This window comes from Streptosporangium sp. NPDC005286 (assembly GCF_040607515.1).
GTDB lineage: Bacteria > Actinomycetota > Actinomycetes > Streptosporangiales > Streptosporangiaceae > Streptosporangium.
Window position 1 is genome coordinate 19,728 of record NZ_JBEXGU010000036.1, and the last position, 18,705, is coordinate 38,432.

Genomic DNA, 18,705 nt, shown 5'->3' on the forward strand with positions numbered 1-18,705 from the left:
GCTCTCACTTTGTTGCCAATGGCGCCGGACATCACATGAGGGGATTTTTCACGACATGGCGCTGACTGTGTACACCACCACCTGGTGCGGCCCCTGCAAGCGGCTGAAGAGCCAGCTCAGCCGCGAGGGCATCTCCTACAACGAGGTCGACATCGAGAGCGATCCGGACGCCGCCACCTTCGTCATGAGCGTCAACAACGGCAACCAGGTCGTGCCCACCGTCGTGGTCGACTCCCCCACCGGCCAGATCGTCAGGACCAACCCCTCGGTGATCGAGGTCAAGCGCATCCTGGCGGGCGCGGGCGTGTAACCGTCCCCCCGCACCACCCGAGCCCCGGTTCCACCGAAAACCGGGGCTCCCACATGCCTGGCCCCGCACACCCGTGCACCACGTACCGGTACGAGGGTCCGGGCCGGAGAACGTCTCGCGAAAGCCCCGAAGAGGGCACCCGTCACCGGCGGCCGAGCCCGCGCGGTCTCGGCCGCCGGATCCGTCAGCGCCCGTGGCGTACGGCGGACACGGCGGCGGGCACGGCGGCGGACACGGCGGCGGGCACGGCGGCGGACACGGCGGCGGGCACGTTCACCAGTCGCCGGTCAGCGGTGCGCCGTACCAGGTCTCGATGAGCCTGCGGGCGATCGACAGCTCCGACGGCAGGCGCACCTCGCCGCTCTCCATCGCGGCCAGCAGCTCGGCGCGGCTGAACCAGTGGGCCTCGGCGATCTCCTCGGAGTCCAGCACGAACTCCGTCGACGTGGCCCGCGCGAAGAAGCCGAGCATCAGGCTGCGTGGGAACGGCCAGGGCTGGCTGCCCATGTAGCGCGCATCGGCGACCCGCACGCCGACCTCCTCGGACACCTCGCGCGCCACGGCCTGTTCCAGTGACTCGCCCGGCTCGACGAAACCGGCCAGCACCGACAGCCGCCCCTCGGGCCACTGCGGTCCTCTGGCCAGCAGACACCTGTCGTCGTCATCGTGGATCAGCATGATCACCGCAGGGTCGACCCGGGGAAAGTGCTGGCTGTCGTCCTTGGGGCAGACACGCACATGCCCGCCGGCCCGCACCTCGGTGCGGCTCCCGCATCGGGGGCAGTACTCGTGGGTGGAGTGCCATGCCTCCAGGGCGACCGCGTACACCAGCAGGCCGGCGTCCAGATCGCCCAGCAACGATCCCACCTGGCGCAACCCGGCGGTGACGGTCTGCCCCTCACCCAGTTCCGAGGGGTCGAGCGGGGAGACGATCCGGTTGAAGGAGCCGGTATGGGTGGCGGTGGCCAGCGACGCCGTCACGGCGAAGTAGGCGATGCCCTCCGCGTCGACGCCGAGCAGGTAACGCTCTCCCTCGGGAGCGTCGGCGGTGGACAGCAGGACCAGCTCCGCCTCTCCGCCGCTGCGCCGGATCAGCGCCTGCCCGTCGTCGACGACCACGACCCTGGTCGCGCCGTCCGCCCAGGCCCGCTCCAGCCACTCGGTGTCGCCGCGGAGCACCGCCGACCTGTCGATGGCGCTGCGCGCGAGCAGCAGCGGCCCCAGAAGTCCTTCTTGTGCAGTGATCTCCACGCCGTTCCGCCTCCCCAAACGAGTGCACATATTACGCCGCCGGAACGCGGAGCCGCACAGGGCCGACGGCGTCCCCCCTGGCCGGAGGCCCTCCGGAAAAGACCCCGTCTTTTGACGACACGGACGTATACGGTCAATAGACCGATCATCCCGGCGCGATGATCTCCATCCCGCTAGGATGCACCGAGTTAGGTTAGCCTTACCTGATATCGGGGGTTCCTGCATTGCGGCTGTACCTCACCGCGCTGAAACCGACGGACTCGGTCACCGACGGCTTCCTCCCGGCGGCACGCGCACTCGGGTGCGAGGTCACGATCCTCACCGACCGGCCGGAACAGTACCGTGACCATGGAGCGGAGGTGCTCCGTTGCGACGTGCGCGACGCGCGGGCGGTGATCGACACCGTCGCGCACCACCGCACCCCGGACGCGATCTTCTCGAACTCCGACCACATCCAGGCGGAGACCGCACTCGCCGCCGCGTACTTCGGACTCCCCGGCAAGGACTGGCGGGCCTGCGTCGACACCAAGAACAAGGCGCTCACCCGGCGGCGGCTGGCCGCGGCCGGGGTCGAGACCGTCCGTACCGCGCGGCTGGCACCGGCCGACCCGCCGGTCGCGGACCTGCCCTTCCCCGCGGTCGTGAAACCGTGCGAGGGCGTGGCCAGCGAGGACGTCGTGCTGGTCCACGACGCGGGCGAGCTCGCGGCGGCCGTCCTGTCCATCAGGGGCAGGCGGCCGGCGGAGACGCTGGTCGTGGAGGAGTATCTCGACGGCCCCCTGCACACGATGGAGACGCTCGGCGACGGCGAGCGGATCAGGGTGCTCGGCGGTTTCCGCACCACTCTCGGGCCGCTGCCGCACTTCGTGGAGGAACGGCTCGACTGGGAGCCGCCTCCCGGCCGCGACCACGTGCTGCGGGCGCTGGAGGCACTCCGGGTGGGGTTCGGGGCCTGCCACACCGAGTACGTGATGACCCTGGCCGGACCACGGATCGTCGAGGTCAACTACCGGGTGATCGGCGACCACTGCGACTTCCTGCTGGCGAGCCTGCTCCAGGTGCCCCTGTTCGAGCTCGTCCTCGGGACGCATCTCGGGATGGGGCCGGCGGACCTCGCCCCGGTGCGGGGGCACGGGACCGCGCTGAGCCTGGTCGCCGATCGCTCGGGGACCGTGGTGGAGGCTCCCGGGACCGTCGTCCCCGCCTCCGGCGACCCGGTCCGGATCTGGCACCGGCCGCTGCGCGCCGTGGGCGACCGGATCGACCGGAGCAACACCAACCGCGACTACCTGGGCATCGTCCGCGCGACCGGGCCCGACCGGGCGGGCGTGGACGCCGCCGTCGCGGCCTTCAGGGCGGAGAACCCGTGGGTGATCGCATGAGCCGGGGACCCGCGAACCGACGTGTGACCGGTCAGGGAACCGTGGACGGCCCCGGCATCGGCGGAGGTTCGGTGCGCGGGCGGGAGCCGTACCTCGCCGTCCGGGTGCTGAACGCGCTGCTGCGCGAGGACTACGGCGGCCTGGCCAGGCGGGTGACCCACGGCAAGGACGGCGTCGCGCTGGTCCTGCCGGGGGGCAGGCGGGTGCGGCTGGTCCCCGGCTCGCTGTTCCAGGACTTCGTCGCGGCCCCGCAGGAGGCGCTCCGCCTGCGGGAGGTCCTGCACACGCTGCGGGAGGTCTCCGACCCCGCCGACGCGGCCGGGGTCGAGTCGTTCGCCAGGGAGTGCCACGAGGCACTGCGCGCCCTCGACCTGCACGACCTCCACCACGAAGAGGTACTCGCCAGACTGGCCGCCGCCACGTCCGGCACCACGGGCACGACGGGAACCGGTGGCGGACGCGACAGCGTGTGGTACGAGACGCTGGCCGCGTTCGTCGATCACCCCGTCTACCCGACGGCCCGGTGCCGGATCGGCCTGTCCGACGAGGAACTGACCGCGTACGCGCCGGAGTTCGCGCCCGCCTTCGAGCTGCGCTGGGCCGCGGTTCCCCGGGAGCGGCTCACCGGGGCCGAGATGCCGGGGGCACCCGGGTTCCGTGCCGTCGGGCTGGCGGGGAGTCTCGCCGGGACGCACGCGCTGTTCCCCGTGCACCCGCTGACGGTCCCCCGCGTCGAGGAGATTCCGTGGGCGACCGTGGCCCCTCAGCCGTATCTGCAGGTCAGGCCCACGCTGTCGATGCGCACCGTCGAGATCGCCCCGGGCGCGCACCTGAAGCTGCCGCTGGCCACCAGCACCCTCGGGCTGCGCAACCGGAGGTCGATCAAGCCCGGCACGCTGGCCGACGGGGCGCGGGCCGAGCTGCTGCTGCGGGCAATGCCGGATCCCGAGGTGCTGCTGGCCGACGAGCAGACGTACGGGCACGCCGGGCACGAGTATCTGGGCTGGCTGCTGCGCCGCCAGCCCGTGGGGGAGGTCGTCTCCGTCGCGGCGCTGGCGGCGCCGCTGCCCGGGGGCGGCCTGGTCGTGGAGGGTCTCGCCGGACGGTGGTTCGGCGGGGATGTCGCCGGTCTGCTCGCCCGGTACCTGCGGGTGCTGTTCCGCTTCCACGTGCGGCTCTTCGTCAGGTACGGCACCGCGCTCGAGGCCCACCAGCAGAACCTCTCGCTGGTGTTCGACACCGACACCACGGGCGAAAGTGTCGTGCGGCTGCTCGTCAAGGACAACGACGGGTTGCTGACCTCACCCGACCTGCTGAGAGGTGCCGGCCTCCCGGTCCCGGACTTCACGGACGCGCGGATGCTGACCGACGACCCGCACGCGCTCGCCGACATGTTCGTGACCATCACCCTGCACCTGGCGGCCGCCGCCGTGGCGTTCGGCGCGCTGCCGTCGCCGCGGGCCTCCGAGCTGGTCCGCGACGCGCTCGCCGGAGCGCTCGACGAGTACGGGGAGAACCCGATGGCCAGGCTGCTGCGGGCCAGGACCCTGGACGCCGCCAGGCTCGTCGGCAAGTCGATGGTCACCGCCGGGACCCTGGTGGACAAGGCGCGCACCGGCGCGCGGGATGTGAACAAGTTCTACGGCACGAGCGGGCCGAACTACCTCCGCCAGCAGCCCCAGGCCACACCGGCCGCGATCACCAGAAGGACGCCATGACCAGCCTCGCCCTCGACTCCCCCGCAGCCGTCGCCGAGGAGGCTTCACTGGCGGCGCTGCTGCGCTGTTGCGTGCGGGAGATCTCGGGACCTCGCGGGCAGGTCAGGCACGACGAGCCGTACGTGTTGCTGCGTGTCGCGGACACCCTGCTGCGGGCCCGCGCGCACGGCGGGCTCGCGCTGCGCTTCGAGGGGCGGGCCGAGTGGCTGGAGAACGACTCCTGGCAGCCGCTCTCGGCGGACCTGCTCGTCCGGCTGGTGGAGACCGAGCTCGGCGAGGGCAACGACGAGTTCGCCGTCCAGGTGGCCGCGAGCAGGGACGCCATGGCGGCGCTGCTCGCGGCCCGGCGGGACGTGCCGCCCCCCGCCGACCCGTGGCTGGCCTCGGAGCAGGCGCTGGTCTTCGGTCACCCGTTCCACCCCAGCCCGAAGGCGCGCGGCGGCGCGGACTGGCTGCGCTACGCGCCCGAGGCGCACGCGAGTTTTCCGCTGCGGCTGCTCGGGGTCAGGGACGACGTGCTGGCGGAGGCGGGCGAGGCCGGCTCGCTCGACGCGCTCGGAGCGGCGCCGCCCGGTTACTCGCTGCTGCCCGCGCACCCGTGGCAGCTGGAGCTGCTCTCGGCCGACCTGGCCGCGCCGCTGGCCGACGGCCGGCTTCTCGACCTGGGGAACAGTACCCGGATGGCGGTTCCCACCTCGTCGGTCCGTACCGTCTACGAGCCGCTGATCGACCGGTGCCTGAAGTTCAGCCTGGACGTGCGGATCACCAACTGCCTGCGGAAGAACTCCTGGTACGAGCTGGCGGGCGCGGTCGAGCTGAGCCGCCGTCTCGGACCGATGTTCGGAGAGCTGTCCGCGACCTTCCCCGGCACCCGCTGGCTGCCCGAACCCGGCTACCGCTCCGCCGAGCTGGGCACCCGGCTGTTTGAGGGGCTCGGCGTCATCGTCCGGGTCAGCCCGTGGTCGGTCTGCAGACCCGGGGTGACCCCCCTGCTGAGCGGCACACTGGCCGCCGGGCGGCAGGTGACGGCCGCCGATCCGGTGCGCTGGTGGCGGGCGTACGTGGAGCGGGTGGCGCTGCCGGTGCTCGACGCCTACCTCGGCCACGGTGTGGTGCTCGAACCTCACCTGCAGAACGTGCTGATCGGGGTGGACACGGAGGGGCTGCCGGTGGAGGCGGTCTTCCGCGACATGGAGGGCACGAAGCTCGTCGCCGGGCGGCACGACCTGTCCGGCCTGCCGGCCCGGGTCGCCGAGGCCCTCACCTACGACGCGGAGGCCGGCTGGAGCCGGGTGGTCTACTGCCTGATGGTCAACCATCTCGCCGAGATCGCCGCCTCCCTTTCCGGGGCCGGGCCCGCGCGGGAGCTGTGGGCGGTGGCCGGGAAGGTCCTGGCGGGGTACGCGGAGTCGCGGGGGTGGCCCCGGCCGCTGTCGGACCTGCTGGCGGGGGCGCCGCTGCCCGCCAAGGCCAACCTGTCGGTCAGGTGGGCGCGGTCGGCGGACCGCGCCGCGGGGTACGTGCCGGTCGCCAACCCGCTGGCCGCGATCTGAGGAGCGCGCCTCCCGGCGGGATCCGGCTCTCGGACCGGCGGAGGGGGCGGCGGTGGTGGTCCACCGCCGTCCCCGTCCGCTACCTCAGGGCGTGCCTTATCGGGGGTAGACCTCCAGCTCGTAGAGGGAGTAGCCGTACGTCGTCCCGCGCGTGACGCCCTGCATGCGGACGTGGCGGGCGGTGGTCGGGGTGAACGTCACGTTGTCCACACCGCCGTTTCCGGCGGTGGTGGAGTAGACGGTGGTCCAGGTGGAGCCGTCGGTCGAGGTCTGGATCGAGTACGCGGCCCCGTAGGCCGCCTCCCAGCGCAGGATGACCCTGCCCACGGTCGTGGCGGAACCGAGGTCGACCTGGAGGTACTGGTTGTCGCTGGACGAGCTCGACCAGCGGGTCGTCGGGTTGCCGTCGACGGCCCTGCTCGCCGGGTAGAGGAGCTGGTTGCTCGACGACTTGGCCGTCCTCCCCTCCGCCAGGTTGGTGATCGCGTCGCCCCGGCGGGCCGGGAAGGACAGGACCTGCTGGTAGGTCGGCCGGTTCTGCCAGGAGATCAGCGAGTGCGTGATCCCGCCGAGCGGCGACTGCTCGACGGCGTCGGCGCACCACTGGTTGCCCGCCGCGCATACGTCGTCTCCGGGGTAGGTCGTCGCCGCGGGCTCGGCGAGCGCCTCCGACAGGCTGTTCAGCAGGACGGTGCGGCAGCCGGCCACCGTGCCGTCCCCGCAGTACCTGGCGGGCAGCGGCCCGGTGACCTGGTCACCGAGCACGCTCCTGAGGTCCTTGCTCACATAGCCCCACCAGCCGTACTGGAACGCCGAGCCCTTGTGCGCCTGAGCCTCGTTCGCGGAGGTGGGCAGGGTGGACTGGTCGCCCTGCTGATGGCCCGAGGGAGACTCGTTGATCTGGAGGGCGTTGACCAGCGACTGGTACAGGCCGTCCCCCAGTCCCGGCTTGAACTGCGCGCGGACCAGCCTGGGCCACCACGAGTCGAACGCGCGGATCGCGTCGGCATGGGCGTAGGCCTTGCTGCCCGGCGAGGTCTCCAGCCGCCTGGAACCCGACGACGTCCAGGCGGAGAGCCTGGAGACCGCGGAGGCGAGGGCCGGGTCGGTCACCGCGGTGCTGTTGATCACCCGGAGCAGGTCGGGCAGCACCTTCTTGCCCCGCAGGTCGGTCACGCCGGCCTCCGCCATGATCTTCACGGTGCCGGCCTGGTCGAGCTTGCCGCTTCCGGTCAGGGCCGCCTTGATCGGGGCGTCCAGCAGGTCGGCCCGGTGGACCGGCCCGAAGCTGAAGTTGCCGTCCGCGGCGCCGTAGTCCTTGGCCTGCTTGTTGTTCCAGCTGACGAAGTAGTCCTGGTTGACCGCCTGCGGATGGGTGGCGGGAGCGGTGTAGGTCGCGCTGTTGGTGGCCGGGTCGTAGCCCGCCCACTCATGGGCCGCGTCGGCGGTCATCGGCAGGTTCGGGTCGGAGACCGAGGACCTGACCGGGGTGCTGCCCGACATGAAGTACGCCGAGTCGGTGGAGTTGACGTAGAACCAGTTGAACGCGAAGCCGATGGTGGCGGCCGAGTTCTTGAAAGCCGTCGCGTCGCCCATGGCGGCCGGGTCGTTGAACATCTGGAAGCCGATCGCCGAGTCGACCTCGTGGTGGTAGGTCGACCGCAGCGCGGTGAAGGCGGTGGGCTGCCCGCCGACCGTGCCGCGCCAGCTCACCAGCCCGTACTTGGTGCGCTGGATCACCAGGTCGTACGAGCCGGCGGGGGTGGAGTCGGCGACCGTGGGCTTCCAGGAGTTGGTCTTGCGCAGCGTCTCCATCGCGGTGCAGACGCCCCGGTAGAGGTAGTGGTTCGACGCGACGGTGGCCGCGCCGCCGCCGGGCTCGCAGAGCTGCAGGGCGTAGGTGTCGGTGATGTCCTGGCCGCTGGAGGTCGCGCTCCAGGCGTAGTCGGTGCCCCTGCCGAGCAGCACGTAGAGGTTGAGTCCGGCGAAGGCCGCGCCGCGCGCCCGGATGCCGGGGCCGGAGAGTTCCTGGAGCATGAGCAGCTGGGGGGCGAAGTAGCCGGTCTGCGGGCCGAACACCGCGACCGGGTGCCCGGTCTTCGACTTGGCCGCCGAGACCACCACGGCGTTGGACATGCCCGGCTTGGAGTTGTCGACGAGCAGCCCGTCCAGCATGCCCTTGGCGGTCAGGGCCGAGGCCGGGGTGGTGGCCGATCCGGTCCTGTTCTCGACGATGTTCACCGGCGCCGTCGACGGGTCGGGGAGGACGACTCCGGTGGCTCCGGCGGGCGCGTTCCCTGCGGGGAAGCTCTGGCCGTCGTGCAGGGTGAGCGTCGTCTCCGGGTCGTTCTGCGCGCGGAACGCCGACCAGACCTGGTCGCCGATCGTCGTGCCGTACTTGGCGCGGGCCGCGACCCGGACCAGCGCGGACTGCATCTCCGCACCGCCGCCGCCGCCGAACAGACCGCCGATGACACCGGAGATCGCCACCAGGTCGGTCATGGTGAACTTCACCGGGCCGCCCGCGTTGGTGATCGCGTCCATGTGCCCGGTCAGCACGTACTCACCGGGGCAGTCCCGGTTGGCCATGCAGGTGTCGATGTAGGCGTTGATGCCGGCTATGTAGTGCTCGACGTCGGTGTAGAGCTGCGCGCCCCGGGGGCTGGCGTTCCTGAGCCTGGTGATCTGCGCCTGCAGGTCCGCCTCGGTGTACGGGGCGTTGCGCCAGGCGCTCTGCTCCAGTTCCCGGTTGCCCGGCGCGCCTCCGGCGAACGAGGTCAGCTCGCCCCGGCCGACGTGCCGCATCAGGTCCATCACCCAGAGGCGGTTCTGCGCGCCCGCGTACCCGGCGCCGAACATCGTGCCCTCGCGGGTGGTCCCGGTGATGTGCGGGGTGCCGGTCGCCTTGTCACGGACGATCGTCACGTCCGAGCGGGGGCTGATGGTGCTCTCCACCTGCCCCTCGGGGACGCCGAACGAGGCGTCGTTGAAGAAGTTGGCGATCTGGTCGTTGGTCAGGCCGGTGTGGCCGGAGAGGAGGTTGGCGTACTTGCCGAGCTGGTCGTCGCTGTGCTTGGGCTTCGTCCCCAGTGACTGGTGGGCCAGGATCCCGGCCAGGGTCGCGTTGCCGTTCTGGCCCGGGGGCAGGATGTCGACGCACTCGCCGAGGCAGTAGTCGTCGGGAGGGTAGGCCGCCGCGGCCGTGACCGCGGACGTCGGTACGGATGCGGATGCCGGTACGAGGGGGGATGTCAGCGCGAGGGCCATCAGCAGCGCGGAGGCCGCCGTGATCGTCCGCCTGAGACGTGCATGCATAGGAGAATCCCTAAAACATGAGGCATACTCGGATGTTGCTAGGAACATACGTTCCGGACCAACGGCGAATCAATGGCCGGTGTGATAATCGTCTGCGCCGGTTCATGACTCGCCGTCAGTGCGGCCGGTCGAAACCGGGGTGCCGTGCCCGCCGGATCACGAGTGCCAGCGGCGTTCGGCGGGAGGCAGCAGGAGCACCTCCAGGACGCGGGCGCAGGCGCGGGCCTGCTTGACGAACCAGGGGATTCGCGCGTCGCTGATGAGCCGGGGCGTCGCCCGTACGGCGAGGGCGTAGCGGGCACGGTCGGCGCGGTCCAGAACGGGGACCGCGACGGTGCGGACGCCCTCCGAGGACTCTCCGTCGTTGAGAGCGTGGCCACTCTGGCGCACCTGGTCCAGCTCGGCGCGGAGGGCGGCGTGGTCGATGATCGTCCGCTGGGTCTGGGCCTGGAGCGGGCCGAGCGCGGCGAGGTCGCCGTTCCCCGGCGGCGCCCAGGCGAGCAGGACCTTGCCGAGCGCCGTCGAGTGGAGCGGGCGGTGCAGGCCGACTCCCCGGTCGGGGTTGAGGGAACCCCCGACCAGGATGACCGCGTGCGGGCCGTTGCGGACCGCCAGATCCACGGTGGCCGAGGTGACACGGGCGAGTTGCCCCAGCTCCGGGGCGACCTTGTGCAGGCCGCGCCGATGGAAGGAGAGCTGGCCAAGTTCGGTGATCGAAGGACCCAGCCGGTAGCAGGCGGTCTCGGTGTCCTGTTCCAGGAATCCGGTGTCGAGCAGGCTGCGGGCCAGCCGGTGCGCGGTGGAGGTGGACAGGTCCGTCCGCCGGGCGAGCTCCGAGACGGTCAGCGCGGGCTCGCCCTCGCGGAAGCAGTTGAGTATCCCGACCGCCCGCAGGACCGACTGGACACCGTCCACGCGGCTCGATGCCGTCATGCGGGAATCTCCTTCTCTCGGGTGGGGAGGGATATGAGCAGGTAGCGGCGGTCAGCGGCGCAAAGGTTTCCCGCATCGCGGGACATACTTTGCATTTCCTACCAATTTACTAGCAAACTCTTTCGCATGACCACAGCTGCGCCAGACACGATCTGGTTCACCCGGTGTCCGGTGCCCACCGCGACCGGTGTCGCCGCCGACCGGGGCTGGCTCACCGAGGAGTTCGCACCCGACGGGATCGGCGTCCGGTCCCTGCAGGACGCGACGGCCGACGTCTCCGCCGACCACCACTTCACCCACGAGCTGACCGGCCTGTTCCGCGAGGGCGGGAACGTCCCCGCGCTCTGGGCCCGCTCGCGCGGCGAGGCCACCCGGCTCATCGGCCTGACCTGGATCGAGGAGCGCCAGGTCATCCTGGTCCGCGGCGGCAGTGGTCTGGAGAGCCCGGAGCAGCTCAAGGGTCTACGTCTGGCCGTCCCCCGGCACCGCCTCGCCATCGACTTCTGGCGGGCCATGGCGCTACAGGGCTTCCGGGGGGCACTCTCCCTGGCCGGACTCGACCTGGGCGACGCGGACCCGGTGGACGTCGAGGCCACCCCGGGCGGCGGGCAGTGGGAGGCCGAGCTGGCCGCCCTGGCCCGCGGCGAGGTCGACGCGGTCTATGTCAAGGGCGCGCTCGCCGTCGAGGCGGCCCTGCGCCACAACGCCGAGGTGGCGGTCGACCTCGACGCCGTTCCCGACCGGCGGGCGCGGATCAACAACGGGACGCCGCGCCCCATCACCGTCCACCAGCGGCTGCTCGACGAGCGCCCCGACCTGGTCACCCGGTTCCTCGCGGTGCTCCTGCGGGCGGCCGACTGGGCCGCGGACCACCCGGCCGACGTCACCAGGATCCTGGGCGCCGAGACCGGCGCGGGCTCGGCGGGAGTGGCCGGCGCCTACCACTCCGGCGCCTCCCTCCACCTCGACCTGTCCGCGGAGCGCCTGGAGTTGCTCGCCGAGCAGGAGCGGTTCCTGCGCGGCCACGGCTTCCTGGAGTCGGCGGTGGACGTCGCCACCTGGGCCGACCACACCCCGCTCGCCAATGCCCGATCCCACGGAGAATCCCATGCGTAGACTCGCCCTGGCCGCCGCGCTCCCCCTCGCCCTGCTGGTCGCGTGCGGCTCCACTCCCTCGGCGAACACCTCGGCCGCCGCCGCGCCGGATGCCAAGGCCGAGCCGGTGGTGGTGCGGATCTCCGATCCGGGCAACAGCGGCTTCCTGGCGGTGGCGAAGAAGGACGGCAGCCTCGACGCCGCCCTGGCCAAGGTGAACGCGAAGGTCCAGTGGGCCGGAGACTTCTCCGTCTTCGCTCCGGCGGCGCAGGCCATCAACGCCGGGTCGCTCGACATCGCCGTCGGCTCGATCACCTCGGGCGTCACGGCGCTGGCCGTCAAGCCCAGCTTCAAGATCTTCGCCACCGTCCCGCCTGACCTCGCGGGCGAGGGGATCGTGGTCAAGAAGGACTCCCCGATCAAGTCCGTGGCCGACCTCGCCGGGCACACCGTGGCGGTCGGCCACGGCGGCACCAGCGAGTACCTGCTCCTCAAGGCGCTGCAGACGTTCAACGTGCCGGTCGAGAAGGTCAAGCGGGTCTACCTGGCCCCGCCGCAGACGGCGCCGGTCTTCGGCTCCGGCAAGGTGGACGCCTGGTCGACCTTCTCCACCTTCCTCATCCCGGCCGTGACCAGCCTGGACGCCCGCATCCTGGCCAGCGGGGCGGAGATCAAGTCGGACAACTACGTCATCTACGTCGCCGCCAACACCCTGATCGACAAGCACCCCGAGGTGCTGAAGGCGCTGTACGCGTTCATCGAGGAGGGCACCGCCAAGGAGAACGCCGACCCGGCGGCCTACCTCAACGTCTTCACCTCCGCCGGGCCGCAGGCCGTGACCGGCACCCAGCAGGACCTGGTGGTCCAGATCCAGAAGCAGGGCAAGCCCGCCCAGCCGGTGACCGCCGCCGAGATCGCCAAGTACCAGGAGGTCGCCAAGTTCTTCCTCGACCAGAAGGTCCTCACCGCCCCGCTGGACGTCTCCCAGTACGTCGTCGACGTCACCTCACTGCCGGACGCGGCCTCATGACGGTCCTGACCGGACAGGAAACGGCGGGGCTCGTCCCGCCAGACCCGCCCAGGAACACCGGCCGCCATCCGGCGGCGAGCCTGGCCCTGCGCGTCCTCGGCCCGGTCCTGCTCGTCGGGCTCTGGTACGCGGGAACCGCATCAGGAGTGATCACCCCTGACGTGCTGGCCGGTCCGCAGGACGTGGTCAAAACCTTCGGCGAGCTGTGGGCCGACGGGCAGATGCAGGAGGCACTGGGTGTCTCGCTCACCCGCGCGGGCCTCGGCCTGCTGCTCGGCGCCTCCGCCGGGCTGGTCATCGGGGTGCTGTCCGGGCTGAGCAGGCTCGGCGAGGAGCTTCTCGACTCCTCCATGCAGGCGCTGCGTGCCATCCCGTTCCTGGCGCTGACCTCGCTGTTCATGGTCTGGTTCGGGATCGAGGAGACCTCCAAGATCCTGCTGATCAGCGTGGCCTGCACCTTCCCGATGTACATCAACGTCTCCAGCGGGGTGCGCAACGTCGACCGCAAGGTCGTGGAGGCCGCCCGCTCGTTCGGGCTCGGCCGCCTCGCTCTCGCCAGGGAGGTGGTGCTGCCGGGCGCGCTGCCCTCGATCTTCGCCGGGCTGCGGCTGTCGACCACGCTCAGCGTGGTCGCGCTGATCGCCGCCGAGGAGATCAACGTCACCGCCGGTCTGGGGTACCTGATGGCCAGGGCCACCGACTACCTGCGCACCGACATCCTCGCCCTCTGCGTCATCCTCTACGCGCTGATCGGGCTGACCGCCGACGTCATCCTCCGGCTGGCCGAGCGGTTCACCATGCCGTGGCGGAAGGCGGTGGCGGCCCGATGAGCCTGGCCGTACAGACCACGGGCCTGCGCAGGGTCTTCGGTGACCGCGCCGTACTGGACGGCATCGACCTGCGGGTACGGCGCGGTGAGTTCCTCGCGCTGCTCGGTGCCAGCGGCACCGGCAAGACGACGCTGCTGCGGATCCTAGCCGGGCTGGACGCCGCCACGAGCGGGACCGTGCTGGTCCCGCCGGTGCGGACCGTCGTCTTCCAGGAGCCTCGGCTGATCCCCTCCAAGCGCGCACTGGCCAACGTGATCCTCGGGCAGGGCCGCGGCGCCCGCGCCAAGGGCCTGGCGGCACTCGCCGAGGTGGGCCTGAGCGGCCACGCCGACGCCTGGCCCGCGACGCTGTCCGGCGGCGAGGCGCAGCGGGTCGCGCTGGCCCGTGCCCTGGTCCGCGAGCCCGAACTGCTGCTGCTCGACGAGCCGTTCGCCGCGCTCGACGCGCTGACCAGGCTGCACATGCAGGACCTGATCGCCGAACTGTGCGCCAGGCACCGCCCCGCCGTGGTGCTGGTCACCCACGACGTCGAGGAGGCCATCCTGCTCGCCGACCGGATCGTCGTGCTCCGCGAGGGCGCGTTCGTCACCGACCTGACCGTCGAGCTGGACCGCCCCCGCGACCGGGTGGACGGCGACTTCGTGGCGCTCCGCCGCCGCCTGCTCGCCGACCTCGGGGTCTCCGCCAAGGAGCCCGGACACGTGGGAGTGGCGCGGTGAGCACGGAGAAAACCGCGCTGAACTGGATCGGTGCGAACGAGCCCGTGCTGACCGGCCTGTCGGACACCATCTGGTCGTACGCCGAACCGTCGCTCCGCGAGTGGCGCTCGGCATCGGCCACCGCGGACCTGCTCCGCTCGTACGGCTTCGCGATCGAGTGGGGCACCGCCGGATTCCCCGCGGCCTTCGTCGCCACCCGCGGCGGGCGCGGCCCCGTGCTCGGGTTCAACGTGGAGTACGACGCGCTGCCCGGTCTGTCCCAGCGCGCGGGCGTGCCGTACCACGACCCGATCAGCTACGCGGGCGACCCGCTCTACGGCCCCGCGTACGGCCCGGGGCACGGCTGCGGGCACAACGCGCTGGCGGCGGCGTCGGCGGGCGCGGCCATCGCCGCCGCCGTCGCGCTCGGCGACCGCGCGACCGTAAAGGTCTTCGCCTCCACCGGCGAGGAACAGCTGGTCGGCAAGGCGTACGCGGTGCGCGACGGCGCCTACGACGGGCTCGACGCCTTCCTGGACTGGCATCCGGCACCCGTCACGGCGACCGGATGGGACGTCACCAGCGCGCTGATCTCCGGGACCTTCACCTTCCTCGGCTCGGCCGGGCACGGGTCCGACCCGCTGGGCACCAGGAGCGGCCTGGACGGAGCCCTGCTGCTGACCACCATGATCGAACACCTGCGCGCCGCGAACGTCTCACCGTCCGGCCGGGTGAGCTACACCCTCAGCGGGGGCGGCGCCCCGAACGTGACACCCGACGTGCAGACGGTCTGGGTCTACGTCCGCGAGGCGACCCACGAACGCGCCAGGACCCTGTACGACAAGGTCGTCGAGTGCGCCGGGGCAGCCGCCACGGCCGGCCGGACCCGGCTGGAGCACCGCCTGGTGACCGCGATCCGGCAGGGGCTCGGCAACCGGGCCGGGGCCGAGCTGCTGCATCACACCATGTCCGAGCTGGGTCCCGCCCGGTTCACCGACTCAGACCACGAGTTCGCCCTCCACCTCCAGGCCGCGATCGACAGGCCGCGGATCGGGCTCGCGACCGGGATCGCACCGCTCACCCCGCCGCCGGAGACCGACCTCGGCGGCCCGTCCAGCGACACCTCCGAGGTCGGCTGGCAGGCCCCGCACCTCAGCCTGGTCGCGCCCGTGGTGCCGCTCGGCGTACCGCTCCACTCCTGGGCGGCCACCGCGTCGACCGGCACGAACATCGCCCACCAGGGGTTGCTGGCCGCCGCCCGCTACCTGGCGGCCACCGCGGTCGCCCTGGTCGAGCAGCCGGAGACGCTGGCGGCGATCCGGGACGAGTTCGACGCGCGGGAGCCCTGGCACAGCCTGCTGCCCGCCGACGCGACTCCCCCGCGCTACCCGCCGCCGCCCGAGTTCCTGAAGGAGACCGGGCAGGAGTTCACCCTCCCCGCGCTGCCTTTTCCCGTCTCCGCCGAGCCTCTAGGAAAGATCTGACATGGCTGTCCCATCGATTCCGGCCAGTCCGCGAGAACGCTCCCACGCGGCACGGCGCCCCGGCACAGTGGCATGGGCACACGACGTTTCCCCTGGCACGGTGCCACGGACGCACGACGTTCCACTCGGCGCGGTGCCATGGGCGCACCGCGTGCCACTCAGCACAGTGACGCGAACGCACGACGTTCCGCCCGGCGCGGTGGCGTGATGGCCAGGTTCAACGTCACGCTGCCCACCCGGAGCGCCGCCCGGCCGGCGCTGCCCGGCTTCGTCACCGACGTACGACCCGCCCGCTCGGATCCGGCGGGACCGGCGGGCCGGGCCGCCGAGCTGGCGGGGCTGTCCGGCGCGCTGGTGCCCTTCGATCCCGAGGGGCAGGAGTCGCTGGTGCCGGCCGCCGGGGTGCTGCGCGACTCACGCCACCTGCGGGTGATCGCGGAGTTCCCCCCGGGCATCGCCACCCCGGTCTACCTGGCCAAGCTCTCGGCCTCGCTGCAGCGCTTCTCCGCCGACCGGCTCGGCTGGCAGCTCGCGGTGGACCTCGATCCCGCGGTGGCCAGGGCCCAGGGGGACTTCCTCACCGGAGCCGACCGGTACGCGCGGGCCGAGGAGTTCCTCACCGTCGCCAAGGGCGTCTGGCAGGGGGACTTCGAGTACCGAGGCCGCTTCTACCAGGTGGCCGGGGGCGGCTTCGCGGCCCCGCTCTCCGGACGGGCCTTTCCGACCGTCTACCTCGGCGGCACCTCGCCGGAGGCGCTTGAGCTCTCCGCCCGCCACGCCGACGTGCACGTCTTCTCACCGCAGGACGACCTGGAGACCCTGACCGAGCGGTTGCCCGGACCGGCGTACGGTCTGCGGCTGCCGGTGCTGGCCCGCGAGGACGACGACGAGGCGCTGGCGGCGGCCCGCCGTACCGGCTTCACCGGGCTGACCGGCTGCTACGCCGCCGTGGCCGCCGCGATCGGGGAGTACGCCGACCGGGGCGTCTCGGAGTTCTTCCTTGAGACCGGGCCGCGCCCTGAGGAGACCTACCGGCTGGGCGAGCACCTGCTGCCGCTGCTGAAGGAGAGCACCCATGTCGGTTGACATCTACTGGCGCATCCACATGGAGGGTGACCAGCCCTCGCTGCGCCGCAGGGGCGGCAGCCGCGGCGGCTTCGCCGACCTGCCAGGCGCCCTCGCGCCGGGAGTCAGGGACGGCGCCCCCGACGGCTACAGCCACGTCGACTACATGGCCGAGGTGGCCAGGGCGGCCGAGGACTCCGGCTTCGTCGGCGGGCTGCTGCCGTCCTTCCCGCACACCGACGACCCGTGGGCCGCGGCGGCCACCCTGGCCCGGGAGACCGGCTCCTACCGGTTCATGATCGCCTTCCAGCCGGGGTTCCTGCACCCGGTGCAGGCGGCCCGGATGACCGCCACCCTGCAGCGGGCCACCGGCGGGCGGGTGGTCTACAACGTCATCTCCGGCGGCGGCGGACCCGCGCAGCTCTGGTGGGGCGACCGGATCGACCACGACGACCGCTACGCGCGCACCTCGGAGTTCCTCGACGTGCTCAAGGGCGTGTGGCACGGCTCCCACACCCACCACGGCCGCTTCTACCAGGTGGAGAACGCGGGCCTGCCCGAGGAACTGGCCGGGCAGCCGTTCCCGGAGATCTTCTTCTCCGGTTCCTCCCCCGCCGCGATCGCCGCCGCCGGGCGGCACGCCGACCACTACCTGTCCTGGCTGGAGCCGTACCCCGCGCTGGCGGAGAAGTTCGACCTGGTCCGCGCACACAGCGACACCCCGCCGAAGTTCGCGGTCCGGGTGGACGTGCTCGCCCGCGAGACCGAGGAAGAGGCGTGGGACGAGCTCCGCCGGGGCTGGGCGGCCAGGGTGCCCCGCGACTCCGGCGGGGAGTCCGGCTCCGGCGACTCGGTCGGCGTGCGGCGCAGCCGGTCCTTCCTCGCCTCGGCCGGCGGGGACCTCCGCGACCTGGAGGTCTCGCCAGGCGTCTGGGGCGGGTTCGGCGAGTTGCGCGACGGCCCCGCCTTCGGCCTGGTCGGCGACTACCACCAGGTCGCCGAACGGCTCGACGAACTGATCGGGCTCGGCGTGGACGCCCTCATCCTCGCCGGAGTCCCACACCTGGAAGAAGCCCATCGGGTGGGCACGCACGTGCTCCCCCTGCTGAAAGGACGGTCCTGATGACCAGCCGAGTCGGATATTTCCCCCAGAACAACTCGCTCTGGGTGCTACGCCACCGGGGGCTTCCCGACGTGGAGTGGGTGAACCTGCGCTCCCTCCCGACCGGTGAGCGGGTCGACCCCACCCGGGCGCTGCCGTCGGTGCACAGCGACCACCTGTTCGACGGCGGCTACGACTTCATCGGCACCGGCGCCACACCCCCGGTGACCGCCCAGGCCAAGGGGCACGACGTCGTCTACGTCGCGATCTCCGAACCCCGGATCGAGAACGGCCGCCTGGTCGTCCTCGACGACTCGCCGATCCGGAGCCTGGAAGACCTGAAGGGCAAGCGGGTCGCCCTCGGGCACGGCTCGTGGCAGACCACGCTGCTGCTGCTCGCCCTGGAGCGGGTCGGGCTTGGCTGGAGCGACATCGTCCCGGTCGACGTCTACGACAACGCCGCCGAGCTGTTCCTGTCCGGCGAGGTCGACGCGTGGGTGGGCTCCTACCCCTACCTCACCGGGGTCGAGCAGCGGGCATCCATCCGGGAGCTGGTCGCCACCGACGGCCTGTTCAGCCACCGCTCGCTGTGGTTCACCCGCCGCGACTTCGCCCTCGAACAGCCCGAGGAGCTGGCCAGGATCGTCTCCGCGCTCCAGGAGTCCGACGAGTGGACCCGGCAGAACCCCCGCGCGGCTGCGGAGCTGTTCGCCAAGGACGACGGCGGCGACCTGGACGCCTGGGAGCACGCGCTGCGCACCCGCCCGTGGGGCCTGCACCCGATCAGCGAGGAGTTCGTCGCCGAGCAGCAGCACGTCGCCGACCTCTTCCACGCCAACGGGCTGATCGAGAAGAGGATCACCGTCACCGACGCGGTACTCCCCGAACTCGGCAAACTGGTCACGGGCTGACCGTCCGGTGTGATCCCGCAGCCGGCGC

At 71.9% G+C, this 18,705-nt stretch carries 15 protein-coding genes; 12 read left to right on the top strand and 3 right to left on the bottom strand.

The window, feature by feature from the left end; genetic code table 11:
- Positions 1-55: 55 nt before the first annotated feature.
- Positions 56-310 (top strand): mycoredoxin, encoded by a 255-nt coding sequence (locus tag ABZU75_RS15960; RefSeq protein WP_350921976.1) that lies wholly within the window; start codon positions 56-58, stop codon positions 308-310.
- A 273-nt stretch (positions 311-583) separates the two neighbouring features.
- Here ABZU75_RS15960 and nudC read toward each other — a convergent pair whose 3' ends face one another.
- Positions 584-1,561 (bottom strand): NAD(+) diphosphatase, encoded by a 978-nt coding sequence (gene nudC, locus ABZU75_RS15965; RefSeq protein WP_355554516.1) that lies wholly within the window; start codon positions 1,559-1,561, stop codon positions 584-586.
- A 224-nt stretch (positions 1,562-1,785) separates the two neighbouring features.
- Between nudC and ABZU75_RS15970 the strand changes: the two genes are divergently transcribed.
- The 3 genes from ABZU75_RS15970 to ABZU75_RS15980 are packed head-to-tail and all read left to right on the top strand — an operon-like array spanning position 1,786 to position 6,214.
- Entirely contained in the window at positions 1,786-2,943 is a 1,158-nt protein-coding gene (locus ABZU75_RS15970) for a siderophore biosynthesis protein (protein ID WP_355554518.1), read from the top strand.
- A gap of 23 nt (positions 2,944-2,966) precedes the next feature.
- On the top strand, positions 2,967-4,661 hold the full coding sequence (locus ABZU75_RS15975; RefSeq protein WP_355554520.1) for an IucA/IucC family protein: 1,695 nt from the start codon (positions 2,967-2,969) through the stop codon (positions 4,659-4,661).
- A complete protein-coding gene (locus ABZU75_RS15980; RefSeq protein WP_355554522.1) occupies positions 4,658-6,214 on the top strand; it encodes an IucA/IucC family protein in 1,557 nt (518 codons plus the stop codon). Before ABZU75_RS15975 ends, ABZU75_RS15980 begins: the two co-directional genes overlap by 4 nt.
- A 96-nt stretch (positions 6,215-6,310) precedes the next feature.
- Here the strand turns inward: ABZU75_RS15980 and ABZU75_RS15985 are convergent, their stop codons facing one another.
- Together ABZU75_RS15985 and ABZU75_RS15990 are read right to left on the bottom strand one after the other, a co-directional pair.
- Entirely contained in the window at positions 6,311-9,529 is a 3,219-nt protein-coding gene (locus ABZU75_RS15985; protein WP_355554524.1) for a penicillin acylase family protein, read from the bottom strand.
- Between the two features lie 156 nt (positions 9,530-9,685).
- A complete protein-coding gene (locus tag ABZU75_RS15990) occupies positions 9,686-10,462 on the bottom strand; it encodes an IclR family transcriptional regulator (RefSeq protein WP_355554526.1) in 777 nt (258 codons plus the stop codon).
- Between the two features lie 126 nt (positions 10,463-10,588).
- Here ABZU75_RS15990 and ABZU75_RS15995 point away from each other — a divergent pair, with 126 nt between their 5' ends.
- The 8 genes from ABZU75_RS15995 to ABZU75_RS16030 all read left to right on the top strand — a co-directional run bounded on the left by ABZU75_RS15995 (position 10,589) and on the right by ABZU75_RS16030 (position 18,677).
- Positions 10,589-11,578, top strand: coding sequence for an ABC transporter substrate-binding protein (locus ABZU75_RS15995; protein WP_355554528.1), 990 nt, complete (start codon positions 10,589-10,591; stop codon positions 11,576-11,578).
- The gene (locus ABZU75_RS16000) at positions 11,571-12,587 is read left to right on the top strand and encodes an ABC transporter substrate-binding protein (protein ID WP_355554530.1); all 1,017 of its coding nucleotides are present in this window, start codon (positions 11,571-11,573) and stop codon (positions 12,585-12,587) included. The genes ABZU75_RS15995 and ABZU75_RS16000 overlap by 8 nt, the downstream gene beginning before the upstream one ends.
- Entirely contained in the window at positions 12,584-13,417 is an 834-nt protein-coding gene (locus ABZU75_RS16005) for an ABC transporter permease (RefSeq protein ID WP_355554534.1), read from the top strand. Before ABZU75_RS16000 ends, ABZU75_RS16005 begins: the two co-directional genes overlap by 4 nt.
- Positions 13,414-14,136, top strand: a complete 723-nt coding sequence (locus ABZU75_RS16010) for an ABC transporter ATP-binding protein (protein ID WP_355554536.1) — start codon at positions 13,414-13,416, stop codon at positions 14,134-14,136. The genes ABZU75_RS16005 and ABZU75_RS16010 overlap by 4 nt, the downstream gene beginning before the upstream one ends.
- Positions 14,133-15,599 (top strand): hypothetical protein, encoded by a 1,467-nt coding sequence (locus ABZU75_RS16015; protein ID WP_355554538.1) that lies wholly within the window; start codon positions 14,133-14,135, stop codon positions 15,597-15,599. The genes ABZU75_RS16010 and ABZU75_RS16015 overlap by 4 nt, the downstream gene beginning before the upstream one ends.
- Positions 15,600-15,806: 207 nt before the next feature.
- Positions 15,807-16,685 carry an LLM class flavin-dependent oxidoreductase gene (locus ABZU75_RS16020; RefSeq protein ID WP_355554540.1) on the top strand — a complete coding sequence of 293 codons (879 nt, stop codon included), beginning with the start codon at positions 15,807-15,809 and terminating at the stop codon, positions 16,683-16,685.
- On the top strand, positions 16,675-17,787 hold the full coding sequence (locus tag ABZU75_RS16025; RefSeq protein WP_355554542.1) for an LLM class flavin-dependent oxidoreductase: 1,113 nt from the start codon (positions 16,675-16,677) through the stop codon (positions 17,785-17,787). The genes ABZU75_RS16020 and ABZU75_RS16025 overlap by 11 nt, the downstream gene beginning before the upstream one ends.
- A complete protein-coding gene (locus tag ABZU75_RS16030; protein WP_355554544.1) occupies positions 17,787-18,677 on the top strand; it encodes an ABC transporter substrate-binding protein in 891 nt (296 codons plus the stop codon). Before ABZU75_RS16025 ends, ABZU75_RS16030 begins: the two co-directional genes overlap by 1 nt.
- The last annotated feature ends 28 nt before the right edge of the window (positions 18,678-18,705 follow it).